We start from the raw sequence: 20768 nt of genomic DNA, 5'->3' as shown, positions 1-20768 counted from the left end.
TGTGAGTTTTTAAGGTGAATGATTAGTTGATTCCTCTTTCTTTCCAGGTAAAAGGTGTTTTGATAAATGTTCCGGCAGCCATTACAATGTCTTTTGGCTCTTTGGCGAGATCAAGTCCATTGGCATCTATCACATCGTCTCCCGAAAAATCTGCAGATCCGGGATTGATTAGATTTCTGATGGCAGAGGCATGTCTGGCTTCCACAGAAACTATTTTACCTGCAATCACAAGATAGGCAGGATTGGAAATGTATTTTCCTGCTCCATTGTAAGCTGCTACGCCGGTATCTTCCAATGCTTTTGCGGTAGCCAATACTGAATTTCTGTCATTAAAATTCACATTAGGATACTGGAATTCAAGCTTAGGGAGCACATGATCTGTAGCACCGCTAATCGCAACTTTGAAGAAATCACGGTGAATCACCTCGTGATGATAGAGATCTGTAAAAACCTCTTTTTCAATACTGGAAATCCCCGTATAAAAATTGTTGACCACTTTCGTGTAAAAATCGGCTTCAAGCTGTTCTAAGGCATAGGCATAATTGAGTACACCTACATCTCCTGTTCCAAGATCATACTTGGATTCTTCTATAATCTGGAAGTCATCATCGTCATTACATCCGATAATGGTAAGGCCTGCGATGGCTAATCCTACTCCACCTAATTTTAAAAAGTTTCTTCTGCTGGTATTAAGGGTGGCACCCTGATTAGAAACCTGAATTACTTTTTTCATACTATTAATTTTTTTAGTGTTAGATATAAAAGAAACAAAAACAGCATATTGGATATGCTGTCTGAAATCTTAGAATTTATTATGGCATCAATACAGTATCTATTACATGAATCACTCCATTAGATTGGTTCACATCAGCAATTGTTACTTTGGCACTGTTTCCTTTTGCATCTTTTATGTAAAGATCTTTACCTTTTGTCCAGAAAGTAAGGTTTTCACCCTGTACAGTTTTCATCATACTTTTTCCGTTTCCTGCTTTTACGGCTGCCCAAATTTCTTTAGCACTGTATCTTCCTGGAAGAACATGATAGGTTAAGATCGAAGTAAGTGTGGCTTTATTTTCAGGTTTTACAAGATTTTCTACTGTTCCTTTTGGTAGTTTTGCAAAGGCAGCATCTGTAGGTGCCAATACGGTAAAAGGTCCTGCTCCCTGTAATGTTTCTACCAGACCGGCAGCTTTTACGGCAGCTACAAGAGTTTTATGATCCTTGGAGTTGACCGCATTTTCAATAATGTTTTTGGAAGGATACATAGGAGCACCTCCTACCATTACTGTTTTTTCTTTCATCGTTTGTGCAGTTACCTTTCCGCTGAAAGCAAATGATAAAACTACCATTGCTAAAACTGTGATTTTTGAATGTGTGTTCATTGCGTTGATTTTTAGTTAATTATATTGAATGTGTTTTTAAAATCATTTACGAGGCTGGTTTTGTTTTAGATTGAAAAAAAAACAAATAAATTATAACTGTCTGATTTGTAGTATATTATTTTTAAAGAAAAATAAAATCAACTCATGAAATACGATTTTTGTATTGAATATTTTTTAATAATTTTCAGGAAAACATGTACGAAATAAAAGATGTGTTGAATTTTGTTGCCCATATGTTTTATTTTATTACATTTGAACAGAAAAATAAATATTATTAAAACAACCTATTCTGAAGAGGAACTTATCGTTTTATTAAGAGAAAAAAACGAAAACGGTTTTCATTATCTGTATGACCACTATTCGGGTGCGTTATACGGAATCATTCTTCGAATCGTTCAGTCTAAAGAATATACCGAAGAAGTTATTCAGGATGTTTTTGTCAAAATATGGAACTCCATTCATCAGTACGACTCCTCCAAAGGACGGTTTTATACATGGATGATCAATATAGCCCGGAATACGGCTATCGACTATCTAAAGTCTAAAGGATTCCAGAATGAGCTTAAAAACCAATCACTTCCTGATTTCGTATATAATACTGCAGAGCTTTCAACTACCAATAATTCTTCTGATTATATCGGATTTAATAACGTGCTGGAAGGTCTGGAAGCAGACAAGCAGGAGCTTATAAATCTTGCTTATTATCAGGGATATACCCAACATGAAATATCTGAAAAACTGAAGATACCGCTGGGAACGGTAAAAACGAAAATGCGGAATGCACTGATGAAATTAAAAGATTTGCTAAAAGATTACCAATAAATTGAACACTAAAGAATACATATCATCCGGAATTATAGAATCTTATATTCTAGGTCATGCTTCTCCCGAGGAAGCAGGGATTTTGGAGTGTGTGATGAAGAATAATGCTGAAGTGAAAGCGGCTTTTGAAGAAGCACAGAAAATTTTGGAACAACTTGCTACAGCTCAGGCTGTAACACCTCCAGGTGATTTGAAATCTAAGATCTGGAATAAAATTCAGCAGGAACAGATTGTTGAAGAAGTAACTCCTACTCTTTCAACAGATATCACTGATGTAAAAACTCACAGGGAAATCACTCAACAGGAGAGAACTCAAACTACGACTCCCTGGAGAACTTATGCAGTGGCGGCTTCGGCATTGTTTCTTGTAAGTGTTGCCGGAAATTTATTCTGGATGAACAGCCAATCTGCCAGTAAGAAAGAAATATCATTACTGATAGCAGATAAAAAACGTCAGGATAAGACGATGGAGAAGATGAATCAGAAGCTTGATATGTTCTCTAATCCCGATATGCAGATGGTTATGCTGAAAGGTGTAGAAAAACACACAGAAGCCAAAGCAATGGTTTTCTGGGATAAGAAAACAAAAGAAGTTTACCTGAATGCTGAAAAACTTCCTAAAGCTCCCGAAGGAATGCAATATCAGCTTTGGGCTATAGAAGATGGAAAACCGGTAAATGCAGGAATGTACACTGAAGATAAAGACAGTAGGATTGCCTTGGCCAATATACCAAAAGCCCAGGCTTTTGCGATTACTCTTGAAAAAGAAGGCGGAAGCAAAGTCCCTACAATGGAAAATATGTTTGTAATGGGTGGAATTTAAGTTTCACCCATTTCATTTATATAAAACAGGATCATTTTACAGAATACTTAATGTGAAATAAGTGAAAAACTTATCCTTTAATTTTTATGGAAGTCTTTTTTGCATAAAAAACAAGGCGGACACAATCAATCCGCCTCGTATCTCCCAAATAATTAAATATGAAAAAATATGAATGTCTATACCAGACAGGCCTTCAGCATTAGATCATGAAGGTCTGTATTTTTAATAAACGGCTGTAAAAGCTCGTTTCCAGGACCATAAGCCGCTACTTCCACATAATCTCCGGAATGATCCATGCTGATCCACCCCACAGAATTCCTGCTTTTCTGAATTTCTGAATACAATTTAAAAGGCAGTTTCTTATAATTATAAAGCCCTTCTTCTTTTTCAAGTCCGTTGTAAAAACTTAGCAGATGCTTGGCTTCATCATCGGTCAATGTGATTTTGTTACCTTCATAAATCCAGTCTTTAATATCTTTTACCGAATAATCTTTGTGAATCCTGTTGAGAATGTATTCATTGGTGTATTTGTAATCGGAAATGCTGTTAAATTGCCTGGTTGTATCCGCTCCGTAAATAGTGCCCGGATTAGCGTTTCCATGGTCTGTAGTGATGATGACTAAAGTATTTCCGTCTTTTTCGGCAAAATCCATTACCGTTTTCACCGCTTCATCAAATGCCAGCTGATCATGGATGAGTGCCGCTACGTCATTGGCATGGGCAGACCAGTCTACTTTTCCGGCTTCTACCTGAAGTACAAAACCTTCAGGATGATCTTTCATCTGATGAATAGCAGTATTGGCCATTTCAGCAAGAGTCGGTGTATTTTTGTACTCAGTAAGGTGCGTTCTGTCAATGGTATACGGTAATGCTCCTGTACTAAAGATTCCTAATAATTTTTCTCCTCTTTTGATTTCTTTCAGATCGCTTTGTGTTTTTAGAATCCGGTACCCTTTTTTACTGTAAACAGAATAGAGGTCTTTTTTGTCTTCTCTTTTGGAGGGATTGAAAAACTCGTCTCCGCCTCCTAACAGCACATCGAATTCCAGCTCTGCATACATTTCTGCAATTTGAGGTTCAGCATTTCTTTTGGAAGAATTTATACAGAATCCGGCTGGAGTCGCATGAGTAATGGTTACCGTAGTCACGCAGCCTGCTTTTTTTCCTGCTTTTTTATATTGCTGCCATATCGGAAGATGTTTCTCTCCGTTAGCTCCGATGTTTAAAACTCCGTTTTTCACTCTGATTCCTCCTCCAAAGGCTGAACTTGCGGCAGCAGAATCTGTGACAACAGAACTTGCAGAAGCGGTGTCCATCAAAGCACGGGTCACCTTTTTATCATGATACAGATTAAGCCAGTTACTTCCTTTTCCTAAAATGTTCCGTGAATACAAGTCTGCCATTGAAAGTGTTCCCAGGCTCATCCCGTCACTTACCATGAAAATGATATTCTTCGCTTTTCGTTTCTGGTGCAGTTCCGTATTTTTCCCGAAGCTCCATAAATCAGATGGTGATAAGGTCAATAACCCTGAAAGTAATGCAGATCCTTTTAGAAATTTTCTTCTGTCCATATTGTTTTTGAAATAATGCTGTAAGTTATTGTATTTAAATTTTTATCGTAACATTGTTGCATTAATTAAAAGTTAATTTTAAATGTTCTTTGGAAACGGATCTTCAAAACTTTGTTTTTTGTCAAATAGTTCCTTTTCCCTTTCATTAATAAGACAATGTTGAAGGTCTGATAACATTTGATCTTTATCCAGATCCTGCCCGATAAATACCAATTCATTAATTCTGTCCCCCCAGTTTTTATCCCATCTGTTTTCTATAAATGTTTGGTTTTCTACAAATGAAGAATACTGAACCCTATGATTCATAGGCATACTACTCCACCAAACTCCTGCTTTTTCAAGCCTGAATGAACCTCCTGCCTGAGAAAAATTCAATGCATCATCAGGTCTTGAAGCTAACCAGAACAAACCTTTAGCTCTTATGGTTCCTTCCGGATAATGATGATTCAGATATTCCCAGAGCCTTATGGGATGAAAGGGCTTTCTATCTCTAAAAACAAGTGAACTTATCCCGTATTCTTCAGTTTCCGGGGTATGATGATCAGATTGAAGCTCTTTTTGCCAGCCTGCGGATGACTGTGCCTTATCAAAATCGAAAAGCTTAGTATTTAAAATCTTTTGGGGATCAATTTTTCCAAACTCAGCGTGTAAAAGATCTGCGTCGGGATTCAGTTTTCGGATTGCTGCTTTTAAAAAGCCAAGTGTTTCAGTATTGATAAGATCTGTTTTGTTTAAAATAATCACATTGGCAAATTCAATCTGGTCGGTCAGAAGATTAACAATCGTTCTGTAGTCGCCCTCCATATCAGTAAGATCGCGGTCCAGCAACATTTCATTAGAGCCAAAATCTTTCATGAAATTAAAACAATCTACCACCGTTACCATTGTATCAACATAACTGAAACGGGACAGATCTATTCCACTCTCTTCATCAATATAAGTAAAGGTTTGAGCAACAGGAATAGGTTCACTGATACCAGTACTTTCAATAAGGAGATAATCAAAACGGTTTTCATTCGCCAAACGTTCTACCTCTACCATAAGATCTTCACGAAGTGTACAGCAAATGCACCCATTACTCATTTCAACAAGCTTTTCTTCTGTTCTTGAAAGGGTATTTTGATTTTCAACCAGGCGGGCATCAATATTAATTTCGCTCATATCGTTCACTATTACAGCTACTTTTAATCCTTGTTTATTGTGAAGAATATGATTCAGTAGTGTCGTTTTTCCAGCTCCCAGAAAGCCGCTGAGTACCGTTACAGGAAGTTTTTTAGTCATGATTTAATGTTTATGATTTTTAAAATTGATGATATGACCTGTAATCAAACCGATAGCTCCGATATAGATCAGAGGAAGATGAACTTCAAACAGAAAATCTGTCAATATAGAAATGAAAATAAGGCTTAATGATATCCAGAACAGAAACTTCAGCCACCGGTTTTCCATTTTCTTTGTTATTCTGAATACCACAACGACTCCTATGAAAAGGAAAACCAGATCAATATAAGGATCATGGGAGATTCCCAATGGAACAATTAATAGCAGTGGAAAGACAATACAATGAATCAGGCATAAAACAGCAGCGGAGATTCCTACAGCATCAAGAATTTTTGATTTCATAATAGTATGGATTAATTTTCTTATCGTAACTTTGTTGCAAAAGTAGAAATAAAAATTCAAATAACGCAACTTTGTTGCATTAAAATATGAAACAGGTCAGAAATACTCACGCCAAAACTGAAATTTTAAACCTTATTAATAGTTCGGATGTTGCCCTTACCCATTCTGATATTCAGAAGAAACTTGGAGATCTGTGCAACAGAGTAACCATCTACAGGGTTCTGGAAAGGCTTGAAAACGAAGGTGCGATACACAAGATTGTCAATATTGATGGTGTGGTGAATTTTGCAAAGTGCAGTGGAAAATGTACCCATGAACAGCATTTTCATAATCATGTACATTTTAACTGTAAGGAATGTCATTCCGTTACGTGCATTGAAAATGCTATTCCGGAAATCAGTTTACCGGAACATTTCATCGCACACGAATATAATTTTATCATCAGCGGGATATGCCCGAAATGTACTGATGCTTAAAAAATAAAAAGGCAGAAAAGCGAATATGCTGATCTGCCTTTTGTTGTACTGAAATATAAATTCTGTTATAAAGAAGAAATATAGACTTCTATCTTGGTACCATCATAATTGAAGGTTCCGTCAGAATTCTTTTTGCCCAATACCCATTTCATATCCACAGGTACTGTCCATGCCGATCCTAATGAAAATCCGTTCACAGATCTGATTTCATTTCCGTTTCCTGTAGTAATTGCTGAGTGAAAGAATGTTTTATCAATAAGCCTGTAAAAACCAATGGCCTTCCCTGCCGGAATGGGTGTGTATCCGTCCCATTTTTCTCCAGCCGGATAATTGAATAAGGTTAACCATTTTTGTCCTGCAGATTCAGCAAGCTGAGTAGGACTTATCCTGGCACCACGCATATACAATGCATAGGCAACTACATCATGACATACTCCACTGTTGTATTTCGAAATATTCTCTTCCCCAGAGAGAATGGAATGAGCAACGGGTGCCCTTTCAGATAGGGATAGCTGAGCCTTCCTGGCTCCTTCAGGTGTTATAAATGACATATTGTAATATTTTGTTTGGTGACGTAAAGATACGGCTTTAAAATTTAATCACTTATGTTAGAAAATATTTTAAGTTTCGGCTAAAGCCAATGGAAGAATACTTTATAAAATAGGCGGGCTAAAGCCCACCTCTATTGATATATAAATGTGGTATTATAGCAGAGACAAATGTAAATATTCAATAGGAACGGGCTTTAGCCCGTTTTAACAATTAAATACAGATATATTGGCTTCAGCCAAAACTTAATATTGGCTAAGTTCAGGCTGAAACCTTTGAAAAATAAATAATAAAATGTGCGGGTTAAAACCCGCCTCTATTGATCAATATAATTAACAATTCATTTAACAATAATATATGCATTCATAGCTGAAAAGCTTCCCCTCTTTAAAAGTAAAAATAAAGAGCCCGGCATCTCCATTCTGAATGTAATATTCGTGCGGAGAAGAAATCCAGCGTGTTGAGAGCAGATCTCCAAAACGGGTAACAAAATCCTTTTCATTATAATTAGAATCCATACGTTCATTTCCCAGAATCACAGCTTCGCCATTGTTGAAGGACATTTTGTAAATGCTTCCGGAAACTTTTCCTTTATATTCTTCAAAGGCTACAATCATATCAGATGTTCTGTAAAAATATTGAGGTTCCCAGCCGCATTCAGGGGTATTGGGAATGTCTTTTACCTTCTGCATTTCCAGCTGTTTCATCTGTGCATCAGTGATTTTTCCGTCAAAAAGCTGGGTTTCTTTCCACACAAAATGCATATTTAAGGCTTTCAACTTTTTTTCATAAGCTTCAGTTTCTGGTTTTTTTGCCAGTTGATCCGCCAGAAGAAGTTCAAAATCGATATCTATCTTTGGATTTTCTATGCCTGAATAAGATTCTTGCCAATAAAGTAATGCTTGTTTAAGATTTTTATCTTCCAGCCATGCAATTTCGCGCAATCTACAAACCTGAGTCAGTTCTTTTTCCTTGTTCTTTCCTTTTGCAGCCAGATAATCTTTCAAAATTTTGTCGTATGTAAGTTCTGTTCCTAGGTATTTCATCTGGATATATTCCGGATTTTCGTGGAAATGGTCGCCAATATATACCCAGCCATCCTGATACAGGGGTACATAATCAATGCAAATCAGTTCGTTTAAAGCCAATTTTCGTGTTGCCGTACTTTCCGTTGTAGGGCCTTTTCGTACACGTAATTCTGATCCCTGCACATAAAAATGGGGACATTGATATCCCTCTTTTCCTCTATAGAAATATTGTAGTGGTTCACCCGCTGATTTTTTCCCACGCATAGACTTTTGGAGTGGCTGGCGGTCTATAAAACCAATATCACCGTTGCTTACCTGTACTTTGTATTGCGTTTGGGTAGAATCCAGGAGGTAAACTGGTGCTTCAGTAGAAAAGATTCCCAAAACGTCCTTATTTTTTCCATTTTCACGATAAAGGTGACCCCATTCGGAGGTATAGGCCGGGCGTGCTCCGGCACTCTGAGCCTGGATATTGTAAAAGCAGCATTGAATGATTCCGGCTGCCAATAGTATCTTATTCAATATATTGTAATTTATATCTGCAAAAGTTTCCATGTCTTTTACAGAGGTGTTCATAATGGTTTCTATGGTTATTGTTTCAAAAATAATGAAAAATAAGAGTTTGTCCCAAAGTTATTGTTATTCAGAATGGGTATAAATTCCATCCTATTCATCTGTTTCCATTGGGTAGCGTAAATAAAAATACTATTTTTATCGCCCAAAAAAGTAAAGACTAAATATGCCGACTGATGCTTCTCTTAAGCTGATTCCGATGACAACTTTCGTGCTGGAGTATTATTCCCACGAAGGATATGCTGATCTTCAGATTTTGAATCTGATGAATAATTATGCCAATTTCTTAAAGAAGCGTTTGACTCTTGGAATGTTTGTTCCTGTAGACCGTAAAGGAAATATTCTAAAAGAACCGAAAAATTATACCGCATGGAAATCTTTGGATCATAACGATGGAAGAAGAACGGATATTGTAGGTTTCGAAGAATATGCAGAGTATCAGAAGGCCGAGCAGAACTGCATGTTTGAAGGATTTAAAGTAGATTATAATGGATACTCAAAAGTGAGAATCATCGCTTCTTACGACCCTTCTATCGAATTGTCTTTTAATAAAAATGATCTGATCCCTACAGGCTTCAATGATGTAGAATCACTGACGGTATTTGATGATATCTTTTTAACATCCAGTGCATTAAAAGCAATTGGGATAAAACGATAAATAATAGTTGTACTATATAAAAAACCTTTATCAGCACTGATAAAGGTTTTTTGTTTTCTTGTTCTATCTGACACATTCCCCCGAATGGCAGTGGTAGCCTGATGGACAAAGCCCGTTGATGCAGGGGCCTGCAGCATCAGGATAGCACCTTTCATCTGCACGGCAATGAGAGTGAGGAGGACAAAGGGAAAGCAAATTGCCAAGGCAAACGCCTACAGGAAGAGGAAGATTCAGTTCTATTCCAATGGCTCCGATCATGTTTTTTAATGTTTTTCTGTTTAATTTTTTCATGGTTTTTGTAGTTAGGTGTTAGTAATTTTTTAATATACTTTCAAGTTCTGTGATGAGATCTTTCTGTGCCGGATTGATCTGTTTTTGTGCTTCTTCTGAAGCAAACCATTCCCATTGGTCCACTTCGGGAATTTCAATTATTTTGCCGGATTTGGGTGGCCATTCTAATGGAAAGCTATTGCTGTAAAGACCTGAAGTATCAATATCTCCTTCCAGGGCCCATGCATAAACTGTTTTTCCTCCTTTTTGTCTGACGGGTGATAATTCTATGAATTGGCCTTCTGCTGCTTTACCTGTTTCTTCTTTAAATTCCGTTAATGCCCTCACTAATGGATCTTCATCAGGAAGAATTTCTCCTTTGGGGATAGACCATGCGCCAGAATCTTTATTTCTCCAGAAAGGGCCGCCGGGATGAACCAGAAAGTAATACAGACTGTCTTTTTCTTTTTTAAAGAGCAGAATCCCGGAACTTGTTTTCATGGGTTTAAAGATTTGATTATTAAAGATATAAAAAAATATAATCAGATGATCAATAAGATCAGCCTTTCTTTTTAAACTGAGAGGGTGAAATTTGTTTGTACGTTTTGAATATTTTATTAAAGTGGCTGGCATCATTGAAACCCAGCCTGTCGGCAATTTCACTGATATTATAATGGCTTTGCAGTAAAAGCTTTTCAGCAGTCTTCAGCTTATGCTGTATGATATGCTGTTGTATGGAGAAACCTGTCTGTTTTTTAATATAAATGCTGATGTAATTGGGAGAAAGCATAAATTCTTCAGCCAGGTTCTCAATTTTCATTTTTTCAGCATCCAGAGCATTGACATTGATATAATACAGAATCTTTTCAATTCTGTTTAGATTTTGAGTGAGCCGGTTTTTTGCAGTAGCATTTTGCATCGTATTCCGGATAAGAATAGTCATGATACCCGAAAACAGATCAGTAGTTATCTCTTTGTTATAGGTGTTTTTATGGCTGAATTCATACAGAAGAATCCGGGCAAGCTGTAAAAGATGTTCCCTGTCTGTTTTACTCTTAATCGCTGATTCATATACAAAGGAATGATCTTCCATCAGGAGCTGTACAGCCTTTTTAAGTTCATTGTTTTTGTTGGGCAGTAAGTTTTCCCAGATATACTGTTCTATGAATTTTATATAAATGAATTTCGTTTTGTTTTTAATTGAAAATTCATGGCCGTCACTTGGTCTGAGTAGAAATACATCCCCCTTTTTATACGGGAAAGTAATGCTGTTGAGGTGATGAAATCCTTTTCCGTTTTCTATAATGATCAGTTCATAAAAATTATGATTGTGATATTCAACATCCCAGTTTTCCTTTTCAATACTGAAAACATTGAAAGAGCTGAAATTAACGATTCGTTTCATAGAAGAATGGATTTTTACAAATTTACCATTAATTTTTACAATATATGCCAATGGATTATTGATGAATTTTGCCTTATCAATACGTTCAAAATGAAATATATAAAACAATCAGTATTGCTGCTTGCCTCTGCAATTGTTCTGATGTCCTTTTCTGATCACGAAAGAGATACAAAAGAAAAAAAGCAACAGCATGAAAAACAGGCCCGAACAAAAAAATACTGGCCGAATGGTGCTCAATTGGTCATTTCCGTTTCTATGCAGTTTGAGACCGGCGGACAGCCGGAAGGCGCTGAAAGTCCTTTCAGTGGAACTCCTCTTCCCAAGGGACAGCCGGATCTTCCCGCAGAAAGCTGGTACCGCTACGGAGGAAATGAAGGAATTTACCGTATGCTTGATTTATGGAAAAAATATGACATTAAAGTTACCTCTCATGTCGTAGGAACTGCTGCTGAAAAGTATCCTGAAGTTGCCAAAGCTATTGCAAACGGAGGTCATGAAATTGCCGCTCATGGCTTTACCTGGGATAACCAGTGGAATAAAAATTATGCTGACGAACTGAATTTCGTAAAGAAAGGTGTGGATGTTGTTGAAAAAATTACAGGGCAGAAAGCTGTTGGTTATAATGCCAACTGGTTGAGAAGAAGCCCGAATACACTTAAAGTATTACAGGAACTGGGTTTTCTGTATCATATTGATGATCTAAGCCATGATGAACCTTTTATAACTAAAGTAAAAGGAAAAAACTTTGTAGTCGTTCCTTATACGCTTCGTAACAATGATATTGTCAATATTGAAGGGAAACACTGGAGCCCGGAGCAGTTTTTGGCCCAGCTGAAATTTGAATTTGACCGGTTGTATGAAGAAGGAGCTTCCAAAAGGAGAATGATGAGTATCAGTTTTCACGACAGAATCGGTGGAACTCCTGCAATGGTACATGCTATGGAAGAATTTATAAAATATGCCAAAGAAAAGCATGGCGTAGTCTTTATGAGAAAAGATGATATTGCGAAAATGGTGATGAACGATCCCGATACTCCGGTTGACAACAGCGAAGAAAAGTTTAATAAGTAAGGAAGCTGGAAGCTGGAAGAAGGAAGTTATCGAAGTCTGTAAAAACAAATTAGAGAATGATTGAAAAACACAGTAAAAGTGAATCACAGCAGATTTATATCTTCCAGCATCCGGGTTCCCGTTTCCATCCTAAAAAAAATACCTTTATGAATAACACAAAAACAGCCTATTTTTTCCTTCGTGTATCGATGGGAATTAACCTTTTGGGACACGGATTGGTTCGTCTCGTGAAATTGCAGGACTTTGCATCAGGAATGGTGAAGGGTTTTGAAACAAGCTGGCTTTCGCAGCCATTGGTCCATCTTTTTAGTGTCACTCTCCCCTTTCTCGAATTTACAATCGGCCTTCTGCTGATCATTGGTTTTAAAACCCGTATTGCGGCGATGGCCGGAGCTTCTCTCATTATCCTGCTCCTTTTTGGAAGCAGTACTGTTGAAAACTGGGAAGCAATGGGCATTCAGATGATCTATGCAGGCCTGTTCTATATTCTGATCAGCAGAATTGAGGATAATTACCTGGCCTTGGATCGAAAATAAAAACAGTAAGGCTGAAAAAGTAAAGAATTATACCTGATTATTGTAAAGTTTTTTACTCTTGATCCAACCACAAAAGTCACAAAAGGTTTCATTTTAACACACTTAAGTTTGTTTAGGTAAAATGATATCGCTGGAAAGTTCACATAAGATGAAAATCTTTGATTTTCACAAAACTTTGGTGTACTTATTACACACAATGTTAGGCTCTGAAAAAATTGAAGTATTTAAAACTTTTGTGCCTTTTGTGGTTAAAAATGATTCAGTGCTGTATTTTTATTTTCTCAGCCTAATTATTTTCCTGCTTTTTTACATTGTTCAGAGATTATGTTACAACTTCCTTAGATTCAGTTACTCTGTTTTTATAGTTATGCCCGAATTTTCTATCAGAAATAAAAGAAACTGAAAGTATTGGGTTTATTTTCAGTGAAATAGGTAACTCTCAAAATTTAAAAATGATGCAAACTATATTAGGAGCCAACGGCCAGATTGGTGAAGAGCTGGCAAGAGAACTGAAAAGGAATTATACTTCAGATATCCGTATCGTCAGCAGAATGGCAAAAAAAGTAAATGATACAGATACTGTTTTTTCCGCAGATTTATCAGACAGGGAGAAGGCAGTTGAAGCTGTGAAAGGAAGTGAAATCGCTTATTTTACCCTGGGACTTCCTATGGATACCGGTTTATGGGAAAAGCAGTTTCTGACCATCATGAAAAATGTTATTGAAGCCTGTAAAATCAATGGTACCAAGCTCGTGTTTTTTGATAACACCTATATGTATCCTCAAAATAATGAAGTTTTAACCGAACAAACCCGATTTGACCCTGTCGGAAGAAAAGGAAGAGTAAGACAACAGATGGCCGAAATGCTTTTAAAAGAAATGAAAGCAGGAGCCATAGAAGCAGTCATCTGCAGAGCTCCAGAATTTTATGGTCCCGGAAAAACACAAAGTATTACCAACAGTCTTGTTTTTAATGCCATTAAAGAAGACAAAAAGCTGAAAGTCCCTTTAAGAGATGATAAATTACGAAGTCTGATCTGGACTCCCGATGCGAGCCGTGCCACTGCTTTGATCGGAAATACACCGGATGCTTACGGACAGACATGGCATTTACCTGTAGATGATCATAAGCTGAATTATAAAAAATTCATTGCGCTGGCTTCAGAAGTTTATGGGAAAGAACTGAAATATTCGGTTATTCCAAAGCTCGCCTTTTCAATCGGATCCTTATTCAATAAAAATGCAAAAGAGCTGTTGGAACTGCTTCCCAGATATCAATATGATAACCTGTTTGATGATTCAAAATTCAGAAAGAGATTCCCGGAATTTCCGGTAACTACTTACAGACAGGGAATTGAACAGATTAAAAAAGAACAGCAAGCCGCAAAATAATCCTATCAAAATAAGTAACTTAGAGACACCATCACCAAAACCGAAGGACAAAATATTCCCCTCCTTCGGAGGGGTGGCGAAAATTCAAAGAATTTTTGACGGGGTGGTAAAAAAGAATAAAATGAAAACTCCAGAAAAAGTAACCTCCATCACAGCATTACACAGGTATCTGAATCTGAAAAGGCCGTCTAATCCTTTGATCAGTGTGTTTGATTTTAATGAAGTGACTATAGATCCGAAGACTGTTCTGAGTGCTGTGACCACAGATTTTTACGTGGTTTCCCTTAAAAAAGATTGTGCAGGGAGATGTAAATACGGACAGCATTATTATGATTTTGAGGATGGAATCATGTATTTTATTGCTCCCCATCAGGTATTACAGTTTGAAGATATTCTGCTTTCCGAAGTAAGAGGAAGTGTACTGGTTATTCATCCTGATTTTTTACAAGGTTATCCATTAGCCGCTATCATAAAGAATTACGGTTATTTTTCGTATTCTGCTAATGAAGCTTTGTATCTCTCCGAAAAGGAAGAAAAATCCGTAACGGATATCATGGATAATATCAGCAGGGAGATAGAAGCCAACATGGATAATTTCACCCAGGATTTGCTGGTTTCCAACATTGATTTACTGTTAAAATACTGTGACAGATTTTACAACCGCCAGTTTTTAATACGGAAAAAGGTGAATCATGATCTTTTGACACAGCTTGAAACTTTACTGGATGATTATTTTAAAAATGAAAAACTGCTGATTGACGGGATTCCTACTGTACAATTTGTGGCAGCTCAGATGAATATCAGCCCCAATTATCTGAGTGATATGTTAAGAGTTCATACAGGACAGACCACACAACAGCATATTCAGAACAGAGTGATTGAAAAGGCCAAAGAACTGCTTTCCACTACTACTTTATCTGTTTCTGAAATTGCTTATAATTTAGGATTTGAACATCCGCAGTCATTTCACCGTTTGTTTAAAAACCAGACTACTGTTTCACCTTTAGAATTCAGAAAATCTTTTAATTAATCGTATCATGATGAAAAAAATATTGCTAATCGTAACAAATATAGATCAGTATGCCAGTGGTAACTTTAAAACAGGTTTATGGCTTAGCGAGCTTACCCATATATATCATGCGGCAAAGGAAAAAGGATGGCAGGTCACCATAGCTTCTCCAAAAGGAGGAAATACTCCTGTTGACCCCGAAAGCCTGATACCTCTGGTCCTTGATGGAATTTCAAAAAAATATTATGAAGATCCTGAATTCATGAATGAACTGGCCCATACAAAAAGTCTCAATGAGGTAAAGAATGAATCTTTCGACTGCATTTATCTTGCCGGCGGACATGGAACGATGTATGATTTCCCTGATAATACTACTTTACAGACTATACTCAGAGATCAGTATGAAAATAATAAAATGGTTGCTGCAATCTGCCATGGAGTTGGAGGATTGTTGAATGTAGAGCTTTCAGGAGGAGCATATATGATTAAAGGTAAATCGATTACTGGATTTGACTGGTTTGAAGAAACCCTGGCCAGAAGAAAAAATGAAGTACCTTTTAACCTGGAAGCCGCTCTTAAAGAACGGGACGTACATTACAAAAAAGCATTTATTCCAATGACTTCCAACGTTATTGTTGATGGACATTTGATTACAGGGCAAAATCCTTTCAGTTCTAAAGAAATGGCTAAAGTAGTAATTCGTGAGCTTGAAAAATAAAGAGCAGGGATTGACAGTACAATATATGTTGTAAGATAAAGCGAAAAGTAAAACGCAAAGCTTAAAAAAGTAAGCTTTTTAATAAAGTGAGCAAATGGTTGCGACTATGTCGCTGATGAAGATTTGGCTATACATGCGCTCAAAAAGAATCAATTGCGAAATCTAAATAATTGATGAGAGACTAAGGTATCCTGTATTTAATTTTATCGGAGATAAAATTCTTGCGCCTTACAGCAGTTTTTTATTAATCATGTTGCGTCTTTGCGTTTTCCAAAAACATTTTATATGTAGTTTTAAAAAAAATAAAAAAACGCAAAGTTTTAATGGTTTCAGATTCTTACTAAAAATGAGTAATGATAGTGTCAATACACTGCATCATTAATTTCCCCCCTGATGCCTCAAAATAAAGTAAACATTAAAATCTCTGCGTTTAATACTTTTTTTCTGTTTTTATATTTGTTCTTATGAGAAGATCGATTTTGTTATCGTAATAAGGCTCATGGCAATAACCACCATTCCTACCACCACAAACATTTTCTTTGTTGGAAGTTTTGCCGTAAGCATTGCAGAAAACGGAGCGGTAAAAACACCTCCCAGCAAAAGCCCCAAAACAATATTCCAATGGTGGATACCTATCGTAAAAATAAAGGTAATAGCACTGGTAATGGTTAGTAAAAACTTTGCAACGGTAGAACTTCCCACTACATATCGGGGAATCCTTCCCTCTTTGATCAGCGTTCCGGTTACCAAAGGTCCCCAGCCGCCGCCGGCAAAAGAATCTATGAAGCCGCCTGCCAATCCTAATATTCTGAGATTGGTTCTGCGTTTGGCTTTCGCTTGTCCGGTTTTTTTATCTTTAAATGCATTGTTTAAGATATTAATTCCAAGATAGAGCGTGTAGCAGGCAATAATTGGTTTTACGATGTGAGCATAATGTTCACCATAATGAGACAGTGTTAAAGCTCCGATAACAGAACCCACAATAGCCAATGGAAACAGCACCCAGACCATTTTTTTATTCACGTTTCCCAATTTATAATGACTGAAACTCCCGGCCGCCGTGGTAAACGATTCCGCAGAGTGGATGCTGGCACTTACAACCGGCGGCGGAACATTTAGTAATAAAAGAATTGTAGTACATATCACTCCGTAGCCCATTCCCATAGATCCGGCGACAATTTCTGCCATAAAGCCCGCAAACAGCATCCAGTAAAAAATACGGCCATCTTTATTCAGAAAATGCTGAATATCATCAGATAAATTAAACTGATACACGACAAGGCCAAATAACCCGAAAAGAAGTAAAACTCCTATGATGCCCAGATAAATATTGGCTTTTCTCTGGGCTGTTTTGGTGATATTGATCAGCTTTTGAATTTCCATATCCGGTTTTGCAGCAACTTTTCCTTCGGACAGATATTCTGTTGTAATCTTATTAAGTTCTTTTACTTTATAATCGAAATCGCCTGTCAGTTGATTACGGATATGCTGCATATTGTCCAATACATGATCCATTTCGTCAGGAATCACTTCGGTAAAGGTTTCTCTTAATCTTTTAGCGATGGTTGGAGATTTTCCATTGGTGGAAATAGCTATTTTAAGACTTCCCTTTTTAACAATAGATCCTAAATAAAAATCACACAAATCAGGTTTATCCGCAATATTGACCAGTACACTTTTTTGCTGGGCTTTTTCTCTGATTTCTCCGGCCAGTTCAACATCATTTACTGCAATAATGGCCAGATCAGTACCATTAAAATCGTGGTCATGATATGCTCTCTCATGAAGTGTTATATTGGAAAACTGGTTTTGTAAAGTTCTGACCTCCGGAATAATTTCTTTGGCTACCAGTTTGATGGATGTTTCCGGTGAATTGCCCAGAACAGATTCCAGCTTTTCAAGGGCAACCTTTCCGCCGCCAATAATCAGCAGCGAAAGGTTTTCAAGTTTTAAAAATATGGGATATAAAGAATTACTCATCCTGATTACAGTTTTAAGTCATAGGTAAAAGCGAGATAATACAGTCCTCCGATTTCAGGACCTGCTGCATACTGGAAGTAACGGCGGTTCAGCAAATTGGTAGCTCCAATCTTAATATTGGCATGGATTTCAGGCAGTTTCCATGTAGCCTGTGCATCAATGGTGTAATAAGCGGGAATTTCTCCGGATGCTAAGGGGCTTTCCCACATAAAACCGCTCTGCCATCTGGCTACAAGAGTAAATCCTATATTTTTAACAATCTCTCTGTTTCCCACGCTTACATTTACCATCCACTTCGGAGTGTTGAAAGCTGTAATAAACAGATCTGAGTTATTATTGGAAGCTAGATCATTATAGGAAACATTGGTGTTGATATTGTAATTTCCTGTGATATTATATCGGATTCCTAAAGATGTTCCGTAGCTTTTGTAGGTACTGTTGCTGTTGGTATAAACCCTGTATCGGTCCTGTTTACTTCTGTCGAGCATGGCAAGAACAGCGGTATTGCTTCCTACCTGGCTGTTTTTAGGAACAGCCACTTCTACCTGACCAAGGAATCCTTCGTAGATATTGTAATAAAAATCCCAGTCCAGCACCAGTTTATTATTGAAAAAAGTAGACTTATACCCTACTTCAAACGAATTGATTTTCTCCGGCTGTAATTTCTGAAGATTCGCTACCGTTAAAAGCTGTTTGTTATCCTGAGCTGCCTGAGCCTGGGTTTTTCCTGCGTCAACATCAGCGTTTACTGCTGAGGTAAATTTATCGATGGATGCCAGCGTATAAGAGTTTTCCAGATAGCCTAATCCGTCATTTACTTTGGACAGGCCTCCTACTCTTCTTACGTTTCCATTATTCACGAATGAAAGGGCTTCAAATAAAGATGGAAAACGATAGCCGTTTTGAAAAGAGGCCCGGAAATTATGCTGTTTTAATGGGGAATACACTACACTTATTCTTGGATTTAGTTTGGCTTCAAATTCCGGGTTTCTGTCGATCCGTAAAGCGGCATTAATTTTTACTTTATCATCGAAGAAAAGCCTGGTAATCTGTGCAAAAGCCCCATATTTCTGATAGATAACATCTTTCCCGAAAGTACCATTGGCTAAAGGAATGTTTCTTTCGTTCACGGGACGATTGAAATCGACAAAATTGTTTCCATCCGGAGTAATGCTGTACAGTCGGTAATCCACACCAGCCAGAAGGCTGAATATCTTCACAAACCTACTGAAATCATAAGTAAGTTCTCCCTGATAAAAGCGGGATTTCTGTTCAAGTTTCGCTCCACCTGTTGCGGGAGCTCCGGCTACACCTGCATTCGCTGAATCCCAGTTATTAATGCCGACGATGGTATTTTTTAACTGTTCGAAAGCAGCAGTTCCCGGTACTGCCCTGTTTTTGTCGGCTTCCCGACGGGCAAGGATGAAAGCATCATTAAGATTGGTTCCGGCATTCAGACTGTTCTGAAGTGCGGTCTGGAATATATTTTTCCAGTTGGCATTGGAAAGATTCGTCAGATCAAGATTATCTGCCAAAGGTTTGAGATTATAAGAATCTCCTGTATTTTCTATGGATACATAAGCTCTGAAGGTTAATTCTCTTCCTGTCAGTTCTACTTTATGGTTCTGAACTGTGGCATTCTGCAAACGGATTTTATTCCCTCTCTGGAAAGTTCCGTCCAGCAAGCCGTAGCGATACACATAAGATGTTCTCCACTGGTCTCCGAAACGATAATATAATCCAGCATCGAACTTAATGTTCTTCACGTCAGGGCTTACCAGATCTTTTTCCAGATATCCGGTTCTCGAAACGTTGAATGTGGTTGGTTTTCCGTTGTAATCTACTTTTACAGCTACACGGTTGTTTCTTTCATCACCGTATTTATTCCAAAGATCTTCAGCCGGATTGTTAGCCAAAGCAAAGTTAGGATTGGCTGTTACCAATGAACCTGGATTCTGATCTGTCAGATTATTGGAAACCCAGTCTGTTCCACTGAAGTAAGAGGCATTAACTTTAACAGCAAAGTTCTTATTGATCACCTTTGCAAAACGAATGGCACTTTCTCCCAGAGAACTTATTTTATGATTGACATTGTCTACATGATTTACTCCGCCACGGAAATAAACACTTATCCCTTCAGAGGTAAACGGATCTTTGGTCTGTAAACTTGCCAGTCCGTTGATGGCATTCATTCCGTACAATGCAGAAGCCGCTCCCGGAGTTACTTCCATAGATTGAATATCCAGTTCTGTAGGTCCTATAGCATTTCCCAGCGGCACTCCCAAGGTTGCCGACTGTACATCTACTCCATCTACCAGCTGCATGAACCGGAAATTATTGGGCGAATTAAAACCTCTTGAATTAGGAATTTTCAACGTAAGGCTTGAGGTTAAAAGCTGTAGTCCTTTTACATTTTCCAGGGTTTCATAAAACGAAGCAGCCGGACTTTCCCTGATGGTTTTGATATCAATTTTTTCAATGGCGATCGGAGATCTTAATATTTTTTCCGGAACTCTGGAGGCAGAAATTACCACATCATCAATAATGGTATTTTGAGGGTTTAAGCCTATCGTTATTTTGTTGGAAGGCGAAAGGATTTCAACAGTTTGACTGCTAAAACCATCTTTCTGAACAACCACCCGAAATGGAATGGTAACTCTTGTTCTGATTTTGAAGTTACCCAACTGATCCGTGAATGCTTTATCCTGTGTATTTTCAATCTGTACTTTTACGGAGTCAAGACCTTTTCGTGTATCTGTATTTTTGATGCTTCCGCTAAGCTCTATAAGCTGCTGCTGAGCTTCTGCCAGGTCAAAAAATAGAAATGTAAATGCAATAATGCCTGCTTTTGGTAGAAAATTTCCCTGCTTTTTGTTTTTCATT

Annotated in this window: 21 protein-coding genes; 9 read left to right on the top strand and 12 right to left on the bottom strand. The window is 37.6% G+C overall.

Annotated elements, in window-relative coordinates; genetic code table 11:
* Positions 1-22: 22 nt before the first annotated feature.
* Positions 23-733: a ferritin-like domain-containing protein gene (locus PZ898_RS04005; protein ID WP_062669402.1), complete on the bottom strand. Its 711-nt coding sequence runs from the start codon at positions 731-733 to the stop codon at positions 23-25.
* Between the two features lie 79 nt (positions 734-812).
* A complete protein-coding gene (locus tag PZ898_RS04000; RefSeq protein ID WP_062669404.1) occupies positions 813-1382 on the bottom strand; it encodes a fasciclin domain-containing protein in 570 nt (189 codons plus the stop codon).
* 252 nt (positions 1383-1634) lie between these two features.
* On the opposite strand from PZ898_RS04000, the gene PZ898_RS03995 reads away from it, so the two are divergent.
* Positions 1635-2204, top strand: coding sequence for a sigma-70 family RNA polymerase sigma factor (locus tag PZ898_RS03995; protein WP_228432501.1), 570 nt, complete (start codon positions 1635-1637; stop codon positions 2202-2204).
* Position 2205: 1 nt separating this feature from the next.
* On the top strand, positions 2206-3027 hold the full coding sequence (locus PZ898_RS03990) for an anti-sigma factor (protein WP_062669406.1): 822 nt from the start codon (positions 2206-2208) through the stop codon (positions 3025-3027).
* A gap of 176 nt (positions 3028-3203) precedes the next feature.
* On the opposite strand, the gene PZ898_RS03985 is transcribed toward PZ898_RS03990, so the two are convergent.
* The 3 genes from PZ898_RS03985 to PZ898_RS03975 all read right to left on the bottom strand — a co-directional run bounded on the left by PZ898_RS03985 (position 3204) and on the right by PZ898_RS03975 (position 6221).
* Positions 3204-4598: an alkaline phosphatase gene (locus PZ898_RS03985; RefSeq protein ID WP_277694863.1), complete on the bottom strand. Its 1395-nt coding sequence runs from the start codon at positions 4596-4598 to the stop codon at positions 3204-3206.
* A gap of 78 nt (positions 4599-4676) precedes the next feature.
* Positions 4677-5879 (bottom strand): GTP-binding protein, encoded by a 1203-nt coding sequence (locus PZ898_RS03980; RefSeq protein WP_277694862.1) that lies wholly within the window; start codon positions 5877-5879, stop codon positions 4677-4679.
* 3 nt (positions 5880-5882) lie between these two features.
* Positions 5883-6221, bottom strand: a complete 339-nt coding sequence (locus tag PZ898_RS03975; protein WP_277694861.1) for a MerC domain-containing protein — start codon at positions 6219-6221, stop codon at positions 5883-5885.
* 86 nt (positions 6222-6307) lie between these two features.
* Here PZ898_RS03975 and PZ898_RS03970 point away from each other — a divergent pair, with 86 nt between their 5' ends.
* Positions 6308-6697 carry a transcriptional repressor gene (locus PZ898_RS03970; protein ID WP_216444554.1) on the top strand — a complete coding sequence of 130 codons (390 nt, stop codon included), beginning with the start codon at positions 6308-6310 and terminating at the stop codon, positions 6695-6697.
* A 65-nt stretch (positions 6698-6762) separates the two neighbouring features.
* Here PZ898_RS03970 and PZ898_RS03965 read toward each other — a convergent pair whose 3' ends face one another.
* Positions 6763-7248, bottom strand: a complete 486-nt coding sequence (locus PZ898_RS03965; RefSeq protein ID WP_034697952.1) for a hypothetical protein — start codon at positions 7246-7248, stop codon at positions 6763-6765.
* Between the two features lie 342 nt (positions 7249-7590).
* Complete coding sequence (locus PZ898_RS03960) at positions 7591-8850, bottom strand: hypothetical protein (protein ID WP_277694860.1); 1260 nt, start codon at positions 8848-8850, stop codon at positions 7591-7593.
* A gap of 163 nt (positions 8851-9013) precedes the next feature.
* Here PZ898_RS03960 and PZ898_RS03955 point away from each other — a divergent pair, with 163 nt between their 5' ends.
* Positions 9014-9505: a hypothetical protein gene (locus tag PZ898_RS03955; RefSeq protein WP_062669418.1), complete on the top strand. Its 492-nt coding sequence runs from the start codon at positions 9014-9016 to the stop codon at positions 9503-9505.
* Between the two features lie 63 nt (positions 9506-9568).
* Here PZ898_RS03955 and PZ898_RS03950 read toward each other — a convergent pair whose 3' ends face one another.
* Genes PZ898_RS03950 through PZ898_RS03940 form a run of 3 tightly spaced genes read right to left on the bottom strand, consistent with a single transcriptional unit; the run spans position 9569 to position 11180 of the window.
* A complete protein-coding gene (locus tag PZ898_RS03950) occupies positions 9569-9796 on the bottom strand; it encodes a hypothetical protein (protein ID WP_062669420.1) in 228 nt (75 codons plus the stop codon).
* Positions 9797-9814: 18 nt separating this feature from the next.
* A complete protein-coding gene (locus PZ898_RS03945) occupies positions 9815-10276 on the bottom strand; it encodes an NUDIX domain-containing protein (RefSeq protein WP_277694859.1) in 462 nt (153 codons plus the stop codon).
* A 58-nt stretch (positions 10277-10334) separates the two neighbouring features.
* Positions 10335-11180 (bottom strand): AraC family transcriptional regulator, encoded by an 846-nt coding sequence (locus PZ898_RS03940; protein ID WP_277694858.1) that lies wholly within the window; start codon positions 11178-11180, stop codon positions 10335-10337.
* A gap of 90 nt (positions 11181-11270) precedes the next feature.
* On the opposite strand from PZ898_RS03940, the gene PZ898_RS03935 reads away from it, so the two are divergent.
* From PZ898_RS03935 to PZ898_RS03915, 5 genes are all read left to right on the top strand, one after another.
* Positions 11271-12251 (top strand): polysaccharide deacetylase family protein, encoded by a 981-nt coding sequence (locus PZ898_RS03935; RefSeq protein WP_277694857.1) that lies wholly within the window; start codon positions 11271-11273, stop codon positions 12249-12251.
* A gap of 56 nt (positions 12252-12307) precedes the next feature.
* Positions 12308-12787, top strand: coding sequence for a DoxX family protein (locus PZ898_RS03930; RefSeq protein ID WP_277694856.1), 480 nt, complete (start codon positions 12308-12310; stop codon positions 12785-12787).
* A gap of 455 nt (positions 12788-13242) precedes the next feature.
* Positions 13243-14178: an NAD-dependent epimerase/dehydratase family protein gene (locus PZ898_RS03925; RefSeq protein ID WP_277695596.1), complete on the top strand. Its 936-nt coding sequence runs from the start codon at positions 13243-13245 to the stop codon at positions 14176-14178.
* 121 nt (positions 14179-14299) lie between these two features.
* Positions 14300-15208, top strand: a complete 909-nt coding sequence (locus tag PZ898_RS03920) for a helix-turn-helix transcriptional regulator (protein ID WP_277694855.1) — start codon at positions 14300-14302, stop codon at positions 15206-15208.
* 7 nt (positions 15209-15215) lie between these two features.
* Positions 15216-15905: a type 1 glutamine amidotransferase domain-containing protein gene (locus tag PZ898_RS03915; protein ID WP_277694854.1), complete on the top strand. Its 690-nt coding sequence runs from the start codon at positions 15216-15218 to the stop codon at positions 15903-15905.
* Positions 15906-16367: 462 nt separating this feature from the next.
* On the opposite strand, the gene PZ898_RS03910 is transcribed toward PZ898_RS03915, so the two are convergent.
* Positions 16368-17885, bottom strand: coding sequence for a TSUP family transporter (locus PZ898_RS03910; protein WP_277694853.1), 1518 nt, complete (start codon positions 17883-17885; stop codon positions 16368-16370).
* 5 nt (positions 17886-17890) lie between these two features.
* The gene (locus tag PZ898_RS03905; protein ID WP_277694852.1) at positions 17891-20767 is read right to left on the bottom strand and encodes a TonB-dependent receptor; all 2877 of its coding nucleotides are present in this window, start codon (positions 20765-20767) and stop codon (positions 17891-17893) included.
* Between the last annotated feature and the right edge of the window lies 1 nt (position 20768).

Source organism: Chryseobacterium sp. WX, from assembly GCF_029542485.1.
Lineage (GTDB): Bacteria > Bacteroidota > Bacteroidia > Flavobacteriales > Weeksellaceae > Chryseobacterium > Chryseobacterium cucumeris.
Note: the sequence above shows the minus strand (reverse complement) of the source record. Positions and strands in the feature narration are given on the sequence as shown.

Coding starts and splice junctions, on each gene's coding strand:
- PZ898_RS04005 (WP_062669402.1), bottom strand. CDS start 733: ATGAAAAAAGTAATTCAGGTTTCTAATCAGGGTGCCACCCTTAATACC.
- PZ898_RS04000 (WP_062669404.1), bottom strand. CDS start 1,382: ATGAACACACATTCAAAAATCACAGTTTTAGCAATGGTAGTTTTATCA.
- PZ898_RS03985 (WP_277694863.1), bottom strand. CDS start 4,598: ATGGACAGAAGAAAATTTCTAAAAGGATCTGCATTACTTTCAGGGTTA.
- PZ898_RS03980 (WP_277694862.1), bottom strand. CDS start 5,879: ATGACTAAAAAACTTCCTGTAACGGTACTCAGCGGCTTTCTGGGAGCT.
- PZ898_RS03975 (WP_277694861.1), bottom strand. CDS start 6,221: ATGAAATCAAAAATTCTTGATGCTGTAGGAATCTCCGCTGCTGTTTTA.
- PZ898_RS03970 (WP_216444554.1), top strand. CDS start 6,308: ATGAAACAGGTCAGAAATACTCACGCCAAAACTGAAATTTTAAACCTT.
- PZ898_RS03965 (WP_034697952.1), bottom strand. CDS start 7,248: ATGTCATTTATAACACCTGAAGGAGCCAGGAAGGCTCAGCTATCCCTA.
- PZ898_RS03960 (WP_277694860.1), bottom strand. CDS start 8,850: ATGAACACCTCTGTAAAAGACATGGAAACTTTTGCAGATATAAATTAC.
- PZ898_RS03955 (WP_062669418.1), top strand. CDS start 9,014: ATGCCGACTGATGCTTCTCTTAAGCTGATTCCGATGACAACTTTCGTG.
- PZ898_RS03950 (WP_062669420.1), bottom strand. CDS start 9,796: ATGAAAAAATTAAACAGAAAAACATTAAAAAACATGATCGGAGCCATT.
- PZ898_RS03945 (WP_277694859.1), bottom strand. CDS start 10,276: ATGAAAACAAGTTCCGGGATTCTGCTCTTTAAAAAAGAAAAAGACAGT.
- PZ898_RS03940 (WP_277694858.1), bottom strand. CDS start 11,180: ATGAAACGAATCGTTAATTTCAGCTCTTTCAATGTTTTCAGTATTGAA.
- PZ898_RS03935 (WP_277694857.1), top strand. CDS start 11,271: ATGAAATATATAAAACAATCAGTATTGCTGCTTGCCTCTGCAATTGTT.
- PZ898_RS03930 (WP_277694856.1), top strand. CDS start 12,308: ATGATTGAAAAACACAGTAAAAGTGAATCACAGCAGATTTATATCTTC.
- PZ898_RS03925 (WP_277695596.1), top strand. CDS start 13,243: ATGCAAACTATATTAGGAGCCAACGGCCAGATTGGTGAAGAGCTGGCA.
- PZ898_RS03920 (WP_277694855.1), top strand. CDS start 14,300: ATGAAAACTCCAGAAAAAGTAACCTCCATCACAGCATTACACAGGTAT.
- PZ898_RS03915 (WP_277694854.1), top strand. CDS start 15,216: ATGATGAAAAAAATATTGCTAATCGTAACAAATATAGATCAGTATGCC.
- PZ898_RS03910 (WP_277694853.1), bottom strand. CDS start 17,885: ATGAGTAATTCTTTATATCCCATATTTTTAAAACTTGAAAACCTTTCG.
- PZ898_RS03905 (WP_277694852.1), bottom strand. CDS start 20,767: ATGAAAAACAAAAAGCAGGGAAATTTTCTACCAAAAGCAGGCATTATT.